Consider the following 17,129-nt stretch of genomic DNA (forward strand, 5'->3'; position numbering starts at 1 on the left):
GATGCGGGGCTATCTCGATCGTGGCTACACTGTCGTCAAGATGAAAATCGGTGGGGCCCCGATCGACGAGGACCGCGAGCGCATCGAGGCGGCGCTGAAGGAGATCGGATCGCAAGCCCAGCTGGCGGTGGATGCGAATGGCCGTTTCGACCTGGAGACCGGCATCGCCTACGCCAAGATGCTGCGGGATTATCCTCTATTCTGGTACGAGGAAGTCGGCGATCCGCTCGACTACGCCCTCCAGGCCGCCCTCTCGGAATTCTATCCGGGGCCGATGGCGACGGGCGAGAACCTCTTCTCTCACCAGGACGCACGCAACCTGCTGCGCTACGGCGGCATGCGCCCGGATCGCGACTGGCTTCAGTTCGACTGCGCCCTGTCATACGGGCTTGTCGAATATCTCAGAACGCTCGATGTCCTCCAGCAATTTGGCTGGTCGCCGTCCCGCTGCATTCCCCATGGCGGGCATCAGATGTCGCTGAATATTGCGGCTGGCCTCGGCCTGGGCGGCAACGAGAGCTACCCCGATCTCTTCCAGCCCTATGGCGGCTTCCCGGATTCGGTTCGTGTCGAGGACGGCCACATCGTCATGCCGGACCTGCCGGGAATCGGATTCGAGGGAAAATCCGACCTGATCAAGGTCATGCGAGCGCTGGCTGAGTGAGCGCGCGCTGATGCAGCCAATGCAGCGCGATCGTCAGGGGCAGCGGATCGACGAGAACCGTCGGCGGGTTGACGCGCAGGGGGCGGGCCATCTAGCACGCGGCAGGTTGACACGGCCGGGGCGGCTCGATGCGCCTCGTCGTGGTTCCCAGCCGAATGCGGCTAGCTGGGGTGACAGGCGTGGTGGAGCCAACGGTCTTCGGAACCCTCGGTCGCAACCGTCTGCGCCGCAACGCGCGTGCGGCCTGGCTACGCTTCAGACGGGACCTGCCACGGCGGCTGCGCAGCGACGAGATCGCGCTCGTCGTCTTCGCCGGCCTGGTCGGCATCGCGGCCGGCCTGCTCGTCGTTGCGATGGTCGGGGCTTCGAAATTCCTGCACCTGTCCTTTTTTGCGACCCATAAGGGCGACGTCAGCGGCGCAGCCCTGGTCGATCCGCTCCGCGCGGTCGCAATACCTGTCCTGGGGGGCCTCTTGATGGGAGTGCTCGGCGTGGTGCTGGCTCGCCGCAGGCGGGGCTCCGTCGTCGACCCGATCGAGGCCAATGCTCTCCACGGCGGGCGCCTGTCGCTTCGGGACAGCCTGATCCTCGTGGCCCAGACGCTGGTCTCGAACGGTTTTGGCGCGTCCGTTGGCATGGAGGCCGGCTATACGCAGGGCGGTGCCGCCTTCGCCTCCAAGATCGGACGCCTGCTGCAGGTCCGGCGCGCCGACTTGCGGGTGCTGGTCGGCTGCGGCGCCGCCGGCGCGATCGCCGCGGCCTTCGATGCGCCGCTGACCGGCGCCTTCTACGCCTTCGAGCTCATCATCGCGACCTATACCGTCGCGATGCTCGCCCCGGTCGTCGTCGCCTCGCTCTGCGCCATAGGCGTGACCCGGCTCTTCCTGACGCCGATGCCGTTCCAGGTCGACATCACCGCGCCGCTCACCGGGCAGGACTATGTCCTCGTGATGGTGATGGGGGCACTCTGCGCCGGCCTCGGCATCCTGCTGATGCGGGGCGTATCGCTGGCCGAGTACCTGTTCAGGCAAAGCCGACTGCCGCTCGCCCTGCGTCCCGCCATCGGGGGGTTGATGGTGGGCCTGCTGGCCCTGCTGACGCCGACCGTCCTGTCCTCGGGACACAGCGCGCTGCATGTCGGCTTCGCCGCCGACTACACGGCGTCCTTCCTCCTCACCGTGATCCTGCTGAAATCGATCGCCTCGGCGGTCTCGATCGGCTCCGGCTTTCGCGGCGRCCTGTTCTTCGCCTCGCTCTTCATCGGCGCCATGTTCGGCAAGCTGATGGCTCTGGCCTGGACCGCCGGGTTCGGGATTCCGGCCGCTTCGACGGTCTTCGCCGTCGTCGGCATGAGCGCGATGGCAACCGCAGTCGTCGGTGGCCCGCTGACCATGGCCCTGCTCGCCCTGGAGACGACGGGGAGCCTGCCGCTCACGGTGGCGGTGCTCGCCGCCTCGGTCGTCTCCTCGATCACGGTGCGCCGCACCTTCGGCTATTCCTTCGCGACCTGGCGCTTCCACCTGCGCGGCGAGGCGATCCGCAGCGCTGCCGATATCGGCTGGGTTCGCGACCTCGCCGTCGGGCGCATGATGCGCCGGGATGTCCGGACGGTCGCGGAAGGCACATCCCTCGAAGGCTTCCGCCGCGCATTCCCGCTGGGCGCGAACCAGCGCGCCGTGCTGGTCGATGGACAGGGCCGCTATGCCGGCCTGGTGCTGGTATCCGAGGCGTATGGCGCCGATCTGGAGGTCGCCACGGTCGCTGAACTCGCCCGCAACCAGAAGGACGTCCTGCTGCCTTCGATGAATATCCGCGAGGCTGCGGCGCTGTTTGCCGCATCGCAGAGCGAGGAACTCGCCGTCGTCGACAGTCGCGAGACGCTGCAAGTGATCGGCCTTCTGACCGAGCAGTTCGCCCTGCGCCGCTACAATGCGGAGCTCGATCGCCAAAGCCGCGACCTGACCGGCGGCTGAGCGCAACCCAAACAGGGGGGCTCCCGCCCCTCCGCTGCCGCGATTGCGGAGCCCCTGGGCCMGAGAACGCAGAAGGGCCGCCAATCCCGGCGGCCGCTTCATCCTGCCTGAACGCAAGGACAGGCCGAAACCCGGCGGGCTTCGACCTGTGGGAACGCCTGGATCAGAGACGGCGCCGGCCCCAACCCGGCATTTCGCGCTGCTCGTCACGGTGGCCACCTCCAAGCACCGCCCCGAACCAGCCCGCGGCAGCACCGACGAGAAGCACGGCGGCCGTCAGGAAGGCCGAGATGATGCCGACCTTCCGTGCCTTTTCGGCGGCCTGCTTCGCCGTCTCCTTGGCCTGGTTCAGTTTTGCCAGCGTGTCATCGACACGCTTTTCCGCCTCGGGCTTGCCGATCCCGGCACGGCTTGCCATGCGGGTCGCGATATAGTCGCGGTCCGCCGGATCGAGCGTGCCATTCCCCATCGCCGTCGACATCAGCCGGCTCAGCTCCGAACGCTCTTCGGGCGTCACCGGCGCACCGGCGCCGGGCGCCCGCAGGATGCCATCGATGGCCGAGCCGAGCGGATCCGGCTGCAGCTTCAGGAGCGAAGTCGCCCCCGAGGTTGCGGCTGCCGCGCCCTCAAGGGCTGTGCGGCCCGCGCCAACAGCCGATGACGTCGCGATGAAAGCCAGCAGGAGCGCCCCCGTTGCCCAGACCAGGAGGCCATGCGCTCCGTCACGCATCTCCCGTTCGTGGGCGGTGGCATCGGGAACAGGGCGCCGCATCCGGCCGGCCACATAGCCGCCGGCAATGCAGGCCGAGACGGTGACCCAGAGCGCCCATAGCGCTGCTGCGATGCCGAGCACGGCGAGCGAAGAGCTGCGCGAAGGCTCCGCCGAAACCAAGGAAAGCCCGATCGCCGATCCGAAGGCCGTCATGATCGAGGAGATGGCGGCTGCGAGCACCGCTCCCCCCAGGATGGGGGCCCATTCCAGATAGGAGGACGGAGCCGGCGCGACCGCGATCGAGACATCGGTTTCTGTGGGAAGAACAGCCATTCTCGCCTCCTCTCAACGCAGACCAAGGAACGAGAGGATGGCCATGACCACCACAATCAACCCGACGAGATAGATGATACCGTCCATTGCCCCCTCCTCCTGATTGCCCGTGGCCAGCGCCACAATCGAGCAACCTCCGGTGGGGCATTCGGTTCCCTGCGCTATGGGGCGGCCTCTCAGGCCAGCGAACGAGCGGCTACCATTGCTCAGGACGACCGGCTGAAGCTGCGCCGTGACGTCGCGATGCTCCCGGCTCCGCAGCGTGCTCTGTATTTCTCGTCCACGGGCATGTTGGGCTGATCCGCCCGCTCGTTGCTCCTCGCCCATACGATCGCGCGCAATTACGACCCCTGCCCGCACTTCGCGCCAATAAATCGTTTGGTCGATGCGGCGAGATGCTCGGTGCCTCGGTGGAAATCTCCGTCGTATAAAAATTCCTTGCTGCCCATGTGGAGAATAAATCTGCGGTATCCCACATAGGCGCCGAAGCTATTCTTTGAATCGATCCATCCGCAAAGGTATACGTTCTCAGACACAGGCCTGACATTTCTGATTTTAGTCGAAGTACCGTCGTTCATGTGCAGATCGATAGCCTCAATCAGGGTTGCTCGGTCTATCGGCTCCAGCTTGGCCAAACTGCCATCGATATCTTCGAATGCGACGACGCCTGTCACGAGCAGCGCCGCAATGACCACAATGGACATTCGCAACATCTGGCTTCAATCCTCTATGACAGGCCAAGTTCGCTGAACAGCAGGGTGTMGTTGCCAGCAGTTCGGATCGCGCGGTCGGCAGCCGATCATCCACCCCGCCCTCGATTATCGTCAACACCCAGCGGACGAGGCGCTCGGCCGTTCGGCAGCGGGTGCCACGCGCGGCTCGCTGTAGCGGCAGGTCGGGCCGATCCGCGGCAGGACCGGCACAGGCAGACAAAAAAAGACCCGCCGCCCCTTTCGGAGCAGCGGGCAAACTCGGGCGACCCGAGGGTCGCTGGATTCGGGCCTCAGCCCTTGGTCACGATCGGCGAAGCCACCGGCGGCGGGGCTTTGCCTTTGCCCTTGCCGTACATATCGGCGGCACAGCCACCAATGCCCATCAGCCCCACAGAAACGGCCAGAACCAGTATGGTTTTCATATMGGTTATCCCTCGTTGCCAGGACGACGACGCCGCCCATCCAATGTAGCATGACGGAAGGGAAATTCCCATTTCCCCGATCGGTTCCATCGATTGAGGAAGTTATCGTGCGAAGGTTAACGAAAAAGACCCACCATCTCTCTCGGGATGGCGGGCCAGTTCGTGGGAATCCTCGCGGATCACTGTGAAACGAACGGGCATCCCTCCGGTTCCCGATGGGCCGCCCTGGGCGCCCCGGTCGCCCGCGTCCTGGCCGGCACGGTGCCGGGACGCGACTGCTGACGGGTCAAGCGCAGGCCGGCTCTGCACATGCCGGATTGGCAAGGTTGCAGAGGCTAGACGAGCGATCCGAACCTTGTTGCCCGCGAATTTCATGAATTTCGTACCGAATTCAACGGCACCGGCTGAGCGCTCCGGAGACGGGCCAGTCGGCGGCGATCCGATGCCAGCGCGCGGCTAGAGCGTCTTGCGAAGAACCCATTCGCCATGGCGCGTGGTCTCATTCGCCTCTGTAAATCCAAGCGACAGGTAAAAGCCCAGCGGGCTGTGCTGGCCCAGAACAACGCTGGTGATCAAGGTATCGAAGCCGAGCGCACGCCATTCCGTAAAGGCCAATTCCATCGCGGCACGCGCATGGCCTTTTCCCTGGTGCTTCCTGTCGACCATGAAGCGCCAGAGATAAGCCGATTTCGGCTGTTCCCCGCTGCGCCACAGGATGAAGCCCACGGGCTCGTCATCCGCATAGATCGCTCGAAACATCGATGTCGGCTCGAAATGAGCCTGAGCTATCGATACCGCTACAGGCGCAACATAGGTGCGCTGTTCGTCGGCGACCTCCAGGCTGCAGATCGATCGAACGGTTGCGGCGGTCACTTCGCGCAGCTCGACGCCCATGCTTCGCCTATCCGCGTCCCACCCGATCTGCCGCATTCCTAGCAGCAAACCGCTTTGACGCCTCCTGCCCAACGGAAAGACCCACCACCGTTCTGCATGGTGGGCCCATCCCGCAGGCCGAGCCTTGCGGGTTCCCGACCTTCCGGCTCAAGCCAGGGTACGAACCTTTGGCTCGCGGCCCCATTGGCGCGTGCAGGCGGGGGCAAGAAAGGCCTGAGCCTTGGCACCGAGCTCCACGACGCCCGCATCCGCGACGATGCCCGCCTTGTCGAGGAGCGGTTTCGCTTCGGCGCTGAAGCCGATCGCCTTGAGATGGCCAAAGGCGTCCTTGGCGAAATCGATGGCTGCGCCCTCGCTGAGCAGGGCTGCGCAACCTGCTTCGGACAGCACGAGGGCGATAGCGTCGAACATCACCGACGGCGTGCCCGCCAGTTGACCGTCGGCCTTCAGCGTCCTGCCGCCCTTCAAGGTCACGCCGCCGATCCTTGGCGCGACGATCTTGACCGTGCCGCCCTCGCCCTCGACGGCCTTTCCAAGCATGTCGATCAAGGCTCCGTCCGCCCCGTCCGAAACCAGGACACCGACCACCCGGCCCTTCAGCGTCTCGGGATACTTGCCGACGATGCGCAGGGCTGGCGAAACCTCCATGTCCTGCGGGGCCACGGCCGGCGCCGATGCCTTGGGCAGCGCCATGTTCATGCCGTCCGCGACGCGACCGGCCAGTGTCTCGTCGACATTGCGTAGATTGGAGAGAACCCGCAAGCGGACATGGTCGAGCGAGACCTTCGACAGCTCGAAGACCAGCGCGCTGGCGATGTGGGCCTGCTCGATCTCCGTCTGCGATCGAAAGAACAGTCGGGCGTGCGAGTAATGGTCGGCGAAACTCTCCGAACGCAGCCTGAGCTTCGTCTCCTCCACCGGCAGGGCGAAGGTCCGGAAGCCGCCGTTCGGATCCTCGCGCGGCCCGCCGTCCTCGCCGGCCTCGCTGAGGCTGTTGGGCTCGTAATTCGCGCGCCCCGTGAACACCTTTGTCTGCATCTGCCCGTCGCGCTGCAGATTCTGGAAGGGACAGCCCTTGGCCTTGTTGATCGGGATCTGGTGGAAGTTGACGGTGCCAAGGCGCGAGAGCTGCGTGTCCTGATAGGAGAAAAGCCGCCCCTGCAGCAGCGGATCCTCCGAGACATCGATGCCCGGCGGCATGTTGGTCGGCAGGAAGGCGACCTGCTCCGTCTCGGCAAAGAAGTTGTCCGGGTTGCGATTGAGCACCATGCGGCCGATGAAGCGGATCGGCACGAGCTCCTCGGGTATCAGCTTGGTGGCATCGAGAATGTCGAATGGCAGCGCGTCCGCCTCCTTCTGGCTCAGGAGCTGGACACCGAACTCCCATTCCGGAAAATCACCCGCAGCGATGGCTTCATGCAGATCGCGACGGTGATAATCGGGATCGGCACCGGCGATCTTCACGGCCTCGTCCCAGCAAGTCGATTGCGTGCCGAGCTTCGGCCGCCAGTGGAACTTGACGAAGGTCGGCTCATCCTTGTCGTTCAAAAGCCGGAAGGTGTTGACTCCAAAACCCTCCATCATGCGCAACGAACGCGGAATGGCCCGGTCCGACATCGCCCACATGATCATGTGGGTGGCCTCGGGCATCAGGCCGATGAAATCCCAGAAGGTGTCATGGGCGCTGGCGGCCTGCGGATATCCGCGATCGGCCTCCATCTTCACGGCGTGAATGAGATCGGGAAACTTGATCGCGTCCTGGATGAAGAAGACCGGGATGTTGTTGCCGACGAGGTCCCAGTTGCCCTCCCGGGTGTAGAACTTGACCGCAAAGCCACGCACATCGCGCGGCGTGTCGACAGAACCGGCGCCGCCCGCGACGGTCGAGAAGCGCGTGAACAGCTCCGTCTTGACGCCGACTTCGGTGAGGATCCTGGCGCGGGTGAATTCGGCCAGCGACTCAGTCAGCTCGAAATAGCCGTGCGCCGCCGAGCCGCGTGCATGGACGATCCTCTCGGGAATGCGCTCGTGGTCGAAATGCTGGATCTTTTCCCGGAGCACGAAATCCTCGAGCAGGGTCGGGCCACGCCGCCCCGCCCTGAGCGAGTTCTGGTTGTCGCTCACCGGCACGCCGTGGTTCGTCGTGATCCGCTTGTCCGGAGCAGAAGCAGTCTGGTGCGTCTCGCCCCCGTTGCCGGGGTTTGCCCTTGGCGTTCCCGTCGATCTTGATTTGCTCATGATGGCTGCCCGTCGCTGGCTTGCAAGTCGTCGGGGCCAGGTTTGGCGCCGCCCGGATCTTGCATGTGCGGCTCCAACGTCCGAGCCGGCCGCCCGTTCCCACCGAGACCGCTCCCGAAGCCCTGGTCCGGCGCCGACAGCGCGGGATCGAGTGCTCGCCTGCGCTGACGGTTGCTCGCCCCGGTTCCTTGCCAAAAGCTMGCCCTCAGAGGTATCGAACTGCCGAACGGCGGCCAGAGTTGTCGGCAATGATCCGCTGAGAACAGCGACGCCGATCGGTCGGTTGCTCCAACCGCTGCTCGCCTCGGCCGCCCCGATCCCGTTCACCGGCAATGTCAGCCGGCCCGACMGGCGCGCGCCAGGCCATGCGAGACGAGACGATCGATGATTTCGGCATAGCTCACGCCGCTGGCGGCCATCGCCTTGGAATACATGCTGATATTGGTGAAGCCCGGAATCGTGTTCACCTCGTTCACGAGAGGCTGCATRTCCGCCGTCAGGAAGAAATCGACGCGCGCCATGCCATCGCAGCCGAGAGCCCTGAATGCCCTGGCGGCCATCTCCCGCATCTGCGCCTCGACCTCTGCGGGCAATTCCGCCGGTACCTTCAACGCCGCACCGTTCTCGTCGATATATTTGGCGTCGTAGCTGTAGAAGCCATGGCTCACGGCCGGAACGATCTCTCCGGGCCGGGATACGAACAATCCGCCCCTTTGATCTTCCAGCACACTGAATTCGATCTCGCGCCCCTGGATGAATTCTTCGGCAAGCAACTTGCGGTCATGCCGGAACCCCTCGCTCAGCGCCGGCCTGAATTCCTGGCTTCCGGAGACCTTTCTGACGCCGATCGAAGAGCCCTGCCGCGCCGGCTTGATGAAAAGCGGTAGCCCAAGTTCTCGTTCCAAAGCAGGAAGGTCAGGTGCAGCATCGTCGCTAATGGTCACGGATCGGGCGACCGGAAGGCCGGCTGCCCGCAGCAGGCGCTTGGCGATATCCTTGTCCAGCGCCGCCGCAGAGCCGAGGATGCCGCAGCCCGCGAGCGGCACGCGCGCGACTTCCGCAAGCCCCTGTATCGAACCGTCCTCGCCATAGAGCCCGTGCAGGACGGGAAACAGGATGTCGATCGTCCCGGCGTCGACCATCCTGCCGCCGGCCTCGATCGCGATCATTCGCCCGCGTCCGCCCGGGACGAGGGAGACCTCCGTACCGCTCTCGGGTTTGGCGAGCATGCCCCCCTCGAGGCGGCTCAGCAGCCATTGCCCTTCGCGCGTCACGAAAATCGGTACCGCGTCATATTTCGCGGGCTCCAGGGCATTCATCACATTGGTGGCCGACAGCACGGACACGTCATGCTCGGCAGAGCGTCCGCCGAACAGCACGGCAATCCGCAATCGGGGCGAAGACATCGACATCAGGAACTCCAGGAGATTCGCTTTGCAGAAGGCTCAAAAACCGACCGCGAAGCCGTGATGGGCGAAKACGCGGTCGAAGAGGGCCTGCAGCGGCGTGGCGCCTGCATCTCCATCCCTGCTTCTCCTCGTCGATCTGCGGCGGCACTTTGAAAGTGGCTCAATCAGAATGCATTATTGATTCATTTTACAGAGCCACTATACGATTCCACCCTGAGCCACTTGGTGAGCCATTTGGATGGGAGGCTTGATGAACCTGAAGCGGCGCAGGGAAAGCCCATCGGCTCGCTTTCAGCCGGGTATCAATCCATCCTCCCCGGCATCCCTGGCGCGGCAGCTCTACCTTGCCCTGCGCGGTGCGATTGCCGACGGCCGGTTGGATGCGGGACAGCGCCTGCCCTCGACCCGCCTGGCGTCGCAGGAGTGGAAGCTGTCGCGAGGCACCATTGCCGAGGCCTATGAGATCCTGATCGCCGAGGGCTATGCCATCGCCCGCCACGGGTCGGGCACCTATATTTCTGCAGGCGTTCCGGATGGGCTCTTGAGAGCCGGTGAACGCAAGGAGCCAGCGGCTCATGCGACCAGCCGCGCGCTCTCGCAAGCGGTCACGCGGGTTCTGACCTGCGGACCCAGCCTCGAACCACAAAAGCCCCTGCCGTTTGTGACCGGCCGGATCGCCCATGATGAGCGGACCGCAGGCCTCCTGAGCCGCATTGCCGGCCGGCACATGAACTACGCCTTTGAAGGCTATGGCGATATTCAGGGGGAGCCCGCGCTTCGGGCCGCGATCGCCGCTCACCTGGCCGTTTCGAGGGGGGTGCGCTGTACGCCTGATCAGTTGTTCATCACGGCCGGAACGCAGCAGGCGCTCGACCTGGCTTTTCGCGTGCTGGCCTCACCTGGCGACAGCGTCGTTGTCGAGGACCCGTGTTATCCGCCGGCCAGACAATGCCTGACTCTCAATGGCGMGCAGATCGTCGGCCTGCCCGTGGATCACGAGGGGGTCATGACGGAGGTCTTGGCGGCCGGCTCGCTGCAACCACCGGCGCTGTTCTATGTGACGCCGTCAAACCAGTATCCGGTCGGCTCCGTTCTTTCCCTGCCGCGGCGGCTCGAGCTTCTCGCCTATGCAAGGGGGCATGGCTGCTGGATTGTCGAGGACGACTATGACAGCGAATTTCGCTATGACGGTCATCCGATCGCCTCGCTGCAAGGCCTGGATCAGGCCAATCGTGTCCTCTACACCGGCACGTTCAGCAAAGCCCTGCTGCCGAGCCTGCGGCTTGGCTATCTCGTGGTCCCGGCCGATCTGGTGCCGGTGTTCCGGGCGGTGCGCCCGGCGCTTGACCGCTGCCCGCCGACTTTCCAGCAACGCGTCGTCGKCGATTTTCTCAATGAGGGCTATTTTCCAGCCCATCTGCGCCGCCTCAGGGAGCGACTGCGCGCGTCGCGGGATCTGCTGACGGGCCTCCTGAGGGACCGTGCCAGCGAGCATCTTGCCGTCGTCGTTCCCGATCAGGGCATCAATCTCACCGCACGCAGCACGGGGRCCTGGAGCAACGACAGGGCTGTCTCCGCGGCCGCCCTGGCGAAGGGCGTCGTCGTCATGCCGCTGTCCCGGATGAACGTCGCATCCTCCGATACATCGAGACTGCTGTTCGGATTTTCCGGGCTTTCCGAGGCGGAAGCCGATCTGGGAACGCGGCTTCTGGCGGAGGTGCTCGACGGTACGGATTTTCGCAAGGCGCCCGATTGAGGCGGCAATCCGGGAGGCGCGAGGCCGGTATCCGACCGCTCAGTCCGGGTCTCGCGGAAACGCCTGGATGCCGGTGGGCAGCGCAACCCATCCATGCCGCCGGATGTCGTAGACGGACACCTGGGGCAGCGGGAAATCCGGGTCGCCGAAGGCGCCGACAGCAACCGAGACCGCCCCGGTCGCCCCCTCCTCGCTGTGGAAGAGATTGCTCCCGCAGACCGGACAGAAGCGGAATTTGAACGCCGCTCCCTGGTCGCCGGTACGAACATATTCGAACGCCCGCCCGGACACCGTGTAGGGAGCGGCAAAGCTGGCCAGATAGGCGAAAGCGCTTCCCGTTCGGCTCTGACATGCCAGGCAATGGCACAGGCCGACCCCACGCGGCTCGCCTTCGACGGTGATGCTCAGCTGGCCGCATGTGCAGGAGGCGACGCGTTGCATGGGATCTCCCGAGCGTCAGAGCCACCTGCACGCAGCGGATGCCCGTTCGCCGCGTGGCATCCTGTTGCAGCGCGCTACGCGCCCGCGGGGGCTCAGTGCTTTGACGACCGGTGCTGGCCCGACTGGCGCTGCATCTCACCGGCCAGGCTTGTCTCGGAAGGGTGCCGCGTATCCGTCAGGGGCCTGCCGTCCCGCACGCAATAGCCCTGGGCCCGGCCGGCCAGTATCCATTGCTCGATCTGCTTGCCCAAAGCGTCGCCCTCGTCGTCATGGCCTGCGAGATAGTGCTCGCGCTGGGTTCGCTCCATGCGCTCCAGCACGGCCATCCAGTCTGTGTAGGTGGCTTTCGTCATCCCGGCCTCCCMTGCTGCAATCCCCGCGAAGCATGAATTGTGCCTGTCCGATATTCCTCCAGCCCGCCCGCGATCGAGCGCCGCAATCCATCCCATCTTTGCCCATTCCCGGACGACAGGGTCTGCCATATCCGACCACGCGTCCACGCCCGGTCAAACAAAAATCCGTGTTGGTTCATGGCCCGCCGATCGGGCTCGCTGATCACCGGACATTCCAGGGCCTCGGGATGATAAGGGGCCCGATCCGCAAGCGTAGCCAGACCCGGCGTTTCGAGCCGACCTGAACGACCGGGCTGGCCGCATGTCACATCAGGAACGGCTCAGCCGGCGGGTCCGCGTCAATTCGATCGCCGTATGGCAGACGACCGCTGCGAAGATGACCGCGCCCCCGATGACCGTGGCAACCGGCGGTTTCTCGGCCAGCAGGAGCCAGACCCACAAGGGGGTCATCACGATCTCCGTGGTCCCGATGAGCGCCGCCTCGGCCGGCGGCAGGTGACGTGCGCCCATGATGAAGAGCACCAGGGCTATCGAGAAATTCGTGGCGCCGAAGGCCGCGAGCACGACCCAGTTATGGAGGTCGAGCGAACCAGCCGAGCCGAAAGGGGCAAACAGCACGAAGGTCAAAGCGCGCTGACGATGATGGGCGGCAGCGCCGGCAGGTCCGGGTTAAGCCTTGGCAGCACGATGACCATTGCGAACGAGGCCGTCATGACGAGGGCAAGCAGGTCTCCGACGACCCGCCCGCCGCCGATCGACGACGCCATGATGATGCCGACCCCGACCAGGCAGACCAGGCCCGTCGCCAGCGTACGCCAGGACGCGCGCTCCTTCAGGAGTAGCCAGCCCAGGAGCGCGGCAATGAACGGTGCGGTTGCATAGATGGCGGCGACGTTGGCGACGCTGGTCGTGTAGTAGGCGCCGATGAAGCTCGCCTGGCTGATCGTCTGGCAGGCGATCATGGCCAAACCCGCCGGCTGCACGACCGCCCGCCAGTGCCGGCGCGACAGGCCGCCGCCGAGCATGAGCAAGGGCCCAATCAGGAAGAGACCGGCGAACAGGGAGCGCCATCCGATCGCCGTCCAGACATCGGTGGTCAGCAGGCGCGAATAGAGCCCGCTGGCGCTCMAGCAGATCGTCGCCGCCAGGACGAGGAACGTCCCCCTGGAGCGCTCACTCATGTGTGTCGAATGCTGGGTCAAGCGCTGTGTCTGCCGGTGCGTCGGGTTCGGGGTCGTGGCGGGTCTTGTGGCGCGGGACTATGCGATTGTATAGCTACTATGCAAGCGCATAATATTGATCTGCTGACCCTGACTGCATCGGAGGCACAGTGATGACGGCGACATTCAGGCGGGCCCCCGACTTCAACCGACGCGCCGACCTGATCGAAGCCGCGCTCGACTGCATCGCGGAGCTCGGCATCCAGGGCACGACGGTACGCGCCGTGGCTGCCCATGCCGGCGTCAGCAACGGCCTGATCCGGCACCACTTCGCGTCGAAGGACAATCTGATGGTCGAAGCGTACCGTCGGACGATCGAGATCATCACCGGACCGCCTCTCGCGATCGTCGAGACGGAGGGCAGCGCGCATGAGAAGCTGCGCCGTTTCATCCTCGCGAGCATCAGCGGGCCGGTCGCCGATCCTCGCGTCCTGTCGCTATGGGCGACCTTCATCAGCCAGGTTCCGATCAACCCTGCCTTCGCCGAGGTGCATCGCGACAAATATCTCGCCTACCGATGCGCCTGCGACCACCTGATCGGAGAAGTGCTGACGGCCGAGCAGCGCAATCCAGGCCCATCCGAGCGGCAACGCCTCAGCATCGCGCTCAACGCCGTGATCGACGGCCTCTGGCTTGAAGGATGCCTCAGCGCAGAGGAGATCGACGAGAGGCTCCAGGCGGAGACCGGGATCAGGACGATCGAAAGCCTGCTGGACATCAAGCTTGCCTGATAAGCCAGATTCCCGCCCCGTTCCGCGAACCGGACTAGCCTGATGCCCCGAGTGTAGCCTGGCAGCGCGGCGCCCGAACGCCGACGCGCTCAGCCCTGGGCGCTGCGGGCCAGATAGTGGTCGAGGCTCGCCCGCGTGCCGACGTGCCAAATTCGTTGCAGGGTCTGACCAAAAGCCTCCCGGAAGCGCGCGTCGTCCGCCAGATCGCCATAGACATCCCGCATCGCGAGCCAGGACTCCGGCTGGATTCTGGCCTTGCGGGCCTGCTCCGTCAGCCTTTGCCAGCTCGGATCGTTCGGCGCGATCGCCTGCCCGCTTTCGGTTTCGCCATAGCAATAGCGGCACCAGAGCGCGGAGACGAGCGCGAGACCGTCGATGGGGCGGCCTGCCCCGAGCGCGTCGCGCAGCGTCGGCAGGATGAACTTGGGCTGGCGGTTCGACCCGTCCAGGCAAAGCCGGCGGATCGTGTCGCCGATCTTCGGATTGGCGAAGCGCCGCTCGATCGTCCGCCGATAAGCCCCGAGGTCGGTATTGGGCACAGGGGGCACGAGCGGGATGATCTCGTGATCGAGCAGGGCCCGGAGGAAACGCGCGATCTGCGGGTCCTCCATCGCCTCATGTACGAAATGGATATCGAGCAGGCCGGCGGGATAGGCGATCGCCGCGTGCCCGCCATTCAGGATGCGGATTTTCATCAGCTCGAAGGGCGCGACATCGGCGACGAATTCGACACCGACCTGTTCGAGCCGCGGCCGCCCGGCGGGGAAGCGATCCTCCAGCACCCATTGCCGAAAATCCTCGCAGAAGACCGGGCGCCGGTCGTCGATGCCGAAATCGCTGCGCAGGGCCGCGCGCTCGCGCTCCGAGGTCGCGGGCGTGATGCGGTCGACCATCCCGTTGGGAAAGGCGACGCTCTCGCGGATCCAGTGCGCGTCGGAACGGTCGACCAGTTCCACCAGCCCGGCGACGGCATTCTCCGTGACATGGCCATTGCCCGGCAGGTTGTCGCAGGACATCACCGTGAAGGGCGCAAGGCCGGCGGCGCGGCGCTGCAGAAGGGCGGCGCCGATCAGCCCGAAGGCGGTCTTTGGAGAGGCGAGCCTATCGGCGGCATCCGCAATGATATCGGGGTGGTTCGCGTCGAAGGCCTGCGTCGCCGGATCGATGTAGTAGCCGCCCTCGGTGACGGTGAGCGAGACGATCCGCGTGCGGGCATCGACGAGGCGAGCGAGCAGCCCTGCCCTGTCGCCGGGCGGGATGAAATCGATCATCGCACCGGTGATCCGCGCCTGCGCGGAGGTCGCTTCCTGCGCGACGACCGTGGTCAGGAAGTCCTGGGCGGCAAGCTCGCGCCCCATCGCCGCATCGCTTTCCTGCACGCCGGTGCCGATGATCGCCCAGTCGCGATCGAGCCCGCTCTCGAAGAGTTCGTCGAGATAGCAGGCCTGATGCGCGCGGTGGAAATTGCCGACGCCGAAATGGACGATGCCGGCGCTCAGATCCTCCGGCCGATAGCGCGGCCGGGCGACCGCGCTGCCGATTTCGCCGAGCCGGGCCCGCGACAGAGTGACGGCCATCGCCTCACCCAGCCTTCGCGGCCAGCAATTGCAGGGCGAGATCGGGGCGATCGCTGGTGATCTGCGCGATCGGCTGCCCCAGCCAGTAATCAAGCTCGCGCAGGGTGTTCGGCACCCAGACACCGAGTTTCTCGCGCCCGACAATGCCCAGCGCACGATCGAGTGCCAGCCGCAGCAGCGACTGCTCGACCGCGATGATGCAGCCGAGATCGACGAAGCGCCGCAAGGTGGCATCAACGCCGCCGAAGGCTTCGCAGGAGCGGCGATCGACCGAAGCGAGGCGGCGCATGTGCGGGGCCTTCGCCCGGATCTCCTCGATGACCTCGGGAACGAAGCAGGTCAGGACGACGCGCGAGGCCATGCCTCTGGCCTCGACCAGGGCGATGACCTTCTCCAGCAGTCCCGCATGGGGATTGCCGAGCGCGTCCATCTTCATCTCGATCTCGAGCTCTATGCCGGTCGGCGCGAAGACGTCGAGCACGGCCGCCAAGGTCGGGATCGTCTCGCCCAGCGTGTCGTTGAGCCGAACCTTGCGCAGCGCCTCGCGGGAGAGCCCGGCGACCGGCCCCTTATGGTCCGTGGTGCGCTCGAGCAGCGGATCATGGATCACCATGATCTCGCCATCGGCGGAGAGATGCACATCGAGTTCGACCGCGTCGACCTTGAGGTCGCAGACGTTCTTGAGGTCGCAGACTTGCCGGAAGCCGCTGAGACTGTTCTCCGCCCAGATATTGCGCGCGCCGCGATGTCCGATGATCCGCATGATGGTCGCCTTGGTTTTATGGTGCTGGCCGCTACTTGCCGCTGTCGACAAGTCCCTTCACGAACCAGCGCTGAAGGAGAAGGATGACGAGGGTCGGCGGCAGCATCGTCAGCAGGGCCGCGTTCATCAGGAGATGCCAGGTCGGCAGCGAGTCGGCCTGCGGCATCAGCTTCTTCAGCCCGATCACGGCATTGGCCATGGCGGGCTCGGTGGTGAGCAGCAGCGGCCAGAGATACTGGTTCCAGCCCATCAGGAAGAGGATGATCGCGAGCGCGACGATGTTGGAGCGCGAGAGCGGCAGCAGGATCAGGCGGAAGAACTGCCAGGGGCTGGCGCCGTCGATACGGGCGGCCTCGCAGAGTTCGTCCGGAATGGTCAGGAAGAACTGGCGGAACAGAAAGGTCGCGGTGGCCGAGGCAATCAAGGGCAGGATCAGGCCGGRATAGCGGTTGACCATGTTCCAGTCGAGATCGACCAGGACCTGCATGCCGAGCCATGAGCCGAGGATGTTGAGCGGCAGGGCGACATTCGCCGCCGATTCATAGGTCGGGACGATGCGGACCTCGATCGGCAGCATCAGCGACATGAAGATCAGCCAGAACACGGTCAGCCGGAAGGGAAAACGGAAATAGGTGACGGCGAAGGCCGCGATCACCGAGACCGAGAGTTTTCCGATGGTGATGCCGCTGGCGATGATGAAGGAGTTGAGCAGGAGCCGGCCGAAATTGGCGCTGCTCAACACGGTCTCCAGATTCGTGAAATAGGCGTCGCCAGGCAGCCAGGACATCGRCACCCGCATGACCTCCTGCTGGGTCAGCGTTCCCGTGACGAAGACGAAATAGAGCGGCAGGCAGACGAGTGCTGCGCCGACCAGCAGGATGAGATGGCAGACGACGTCAAGGACGGGCGTGCGCTCGTTCATGCTCAGGC

At 65.1% G+C, this 17,129-nt stretch carries 15 protein-coding genes and 1 pseudogene; 4 read left to right on the forward strand and 12 right to left on the reverse strand.

The window, feature by feature from the left end; genetic code table 11:
* Both AC1DJT_RS05030 and AC1DJT_RS05035 read left to right on the forward strand, forming a co-directional pair.
* On the forward strand, positions 1 to 664 hold a 664-nt coding region (locus AC1DJT_RS05030; protein ID WP_476833647.1), incomplete at its 5' end, for an enolase C-terminal domain-like protein.
* A 155-nt stretch (positions 665 to 819) separates the two neighbouring features.
* Entirely contained in the window at positions 820 to 2,637 is a 1,818-nt protein-coding gene (locus tag AC1DJT_RS05035) for a chloride channel protein (RefSeq protein WP_476833663.1), read from the forward strand.
* 163 nt (positions 2,638 to 2,800) lie between these two features.
* On the opposite strand, the gene AC1DJT_RS05040 is transcribed toward AC1DJT_RS05035, so the two are convergent.
* The 6 genes from AC1DJT_RS05040 to AC1DJT_RS05065 form a co-directional block, all read right to left on the reverse strand.
* A complete protein-coding gene (locus AC1DJT_RS05040; protein WP_441507921.1) occupies positions 2,801 to 3,682 on the reverse strand; it encodes a hypothetical protein in 882 nt (293 codons plus the stop codon).
* A gap of 341 nt (positions 3,683 to 4,023) precedes the next feature.
* Complete coding sequence (locus tag AC1DJT_RS05045; protein ID WP_441507922.1) at positions 4,024 to 4,386, reverse strand: hypothetical protein; 363 nt, start codon at positions 4,384 to 4,386, stop codon at positions 4,024 to 4,026.
* A gap of 299 nt (positions 4,387 to 4,685) precedes the next feature.
* Positions 4,686 to 4,817 (reverse strand): ABC transporter, encoded by a 132-nt coding sequence (locus AC1DJT_RS05050; RefSeq protein WP_113517473.1) that lies wholly within the window; start codon positions 4,815 to 4,817, stop codon positions 4,686 to 4,688.
* Between the two features lie 456 nt (positions 4,818 to 5,273).
* Positions 5,274 to 5,711: a GNAT family N-acetyltransferase gene (locus AC1DJT_RS05055; protein WP_441507923.1), complete on the reverse strand. Its 438-nt coding sequence runs from the start codon at positions 5,709 to 5,711 to the stop codon at positions 5,274 to 5,276.
* 147 nt (positions 5,712 to 5,858) lie between these two features.
* Positions 5,859 to 7,949: a catalase gene (locus tag AC1DJT_RS05060; RefSeq protein WP_441507924.1), complete on the reverse strand. Its 2,091-nt coding sequence runs from the start codon at positions 7,947 to 7,949 to the stop codon at positions 5,859 to 5,861.
* Positions 7,950 to 8,284: 335 nt separating this feature from the next.
* Positions 8,285 to 9,361 (reverse strand): D-alanine--D-alanine ligase family protein, encoded by a 1,077-nt coding sequence (locus tag AC1DJT_RS05065; protein WP_476833648.1) that lies wholly within the window; start codon positions 9,359 to 9,361, stop codon positions 8,285 to 8,287.
* Between the two features lie 247 nt (positions 9,362 to 9,608).
* Between AC1DJT_RS05065 and pdxR the strand changes: the two genes are divergently transcribed.
* A complete protein-coding gene (pdxR, locus tag AC1DJT_RS05070) occupies positions 9,609 to 11,114 on the forward strand; it encodes a MocR-like pyridoxine biosynthesis transcription factor PdxR (protein ID WP_476833649.1) in 1,506 nt (501 codons plus the stop codon).
* 39 nt (positions 11,115 to 11,153) lie between these two features.
* Here pdxR and AC1DJT_RS05075 read toward each other — a convergent pair whose 3' ends face one another.
* The 3 genes and pseudogenes from AC1DJT_RS05075 to AC1DJT_RS05085 form a co-directional block, all read right to left on the reverse strand.
* Positions 11,154 to 11,555, reverse strand: coding sequence for a GFA family protein (locus AC1DJT_RS05075; RefSeq protein WP_441507927.1), 402 nt, complete (start codon positions 11,553 to 11,555; stop codon positions 11,154 to 11,156).
* Positions 11,556 to 11,647: 92 nt separating this feature from the next.
* Positions 11,648 to 11,908 (reverse strand): hypothetical protein, encoded by a 261-nt coding sequence (locus tag AC1DJT_RS05080; protein WP_441488374.1) that lies wholly within the window; start codon positions 11,906 to 11,908, stop codon positions 11,648 to 11,650.
* Positions 11,909 to 12,217: 309 nt separating this feature from the next.
* Positions 12,218 to 13,089 (reverse strand): annotated as a pseudogene (locus AC1DJT_RS05085) (DMT family transporter).
* A gap of 152 nt (positions 13,090 to 13,241) precedes the next feature.
* Here AC1DJT_RS05085 and AC1DJT_RS05090 point away from each other — a divergent pair.
* The gene (locus AC1DJT_RS05090; RefSeq protein ID WP_476769755.1) at positions 13,242 to 13,859 is read left to right on the forward strand and encodes a TetR/AcrR family transcriptional regulator; all 618 of its coding nucleotides are present in this window, start codon (positions 13,242 to 13,244) and stop codon (positions 13,857 to 13,859) included.
* Positions 13,860 to 13,948: 89 nt separating this feature from the next.
* On the opposite strand, the gene AC1DJT_RS05095 is transcribed toward AC1DJT_RS05090, so the two are convergent.
* The 3 genes from AC1DJT_RS05095 to ugpE are packed head-to-tail and all read right to left on the reverse strand — an operon-like array spanning position 13,949 to position 17,121.
* Entirely contained in the window at positions 13,949 to 15,436 is a 1,488-nt protein-coding gene (locus AC1DJT_RS05095; RefSeq protein WP_441507930.1) for a mannitol dehydrogenase family protein, read from the reverse strand.
* 4 nt (positions 15,437 to 15,440) lie between these two features.
* On the reverse strand, positions 15,441 to 16,199 hold the full coding sequence (locus tag AC1DJT_RS05100; RefSeq protein WP_441507931.1) for a glycerophosphodiester phosphodiesterase family protein: 759 nt from the start codon (positions 16,197 to 16,199) through the stop codon (positions 15,441 to 15,443).
* A 31-nt stretch (positions 16,200 to 16,230) separates the two neighbouring features.
* The gene (gene ugpE, locus AC1DJT_RS05105) at positions 16,231 to 17,121 is read right to left on the reverse strand and encodes a sn-glycerol-3-phosphate ABC transporter permease UgpE (RefSeq protein WP_476833650.1); all 891 of its coding nucleotides are present in this window, start codon (positions 17,119 to 17,121) and stop codon (positions 16,231 to 16,233) included.
* Positions 17,122 to 17,129: the final 8 nt, after the last annotated feature.

It is taken from the genome of Allobosea sp. 05T422_2, assembly GCF_056396265.1.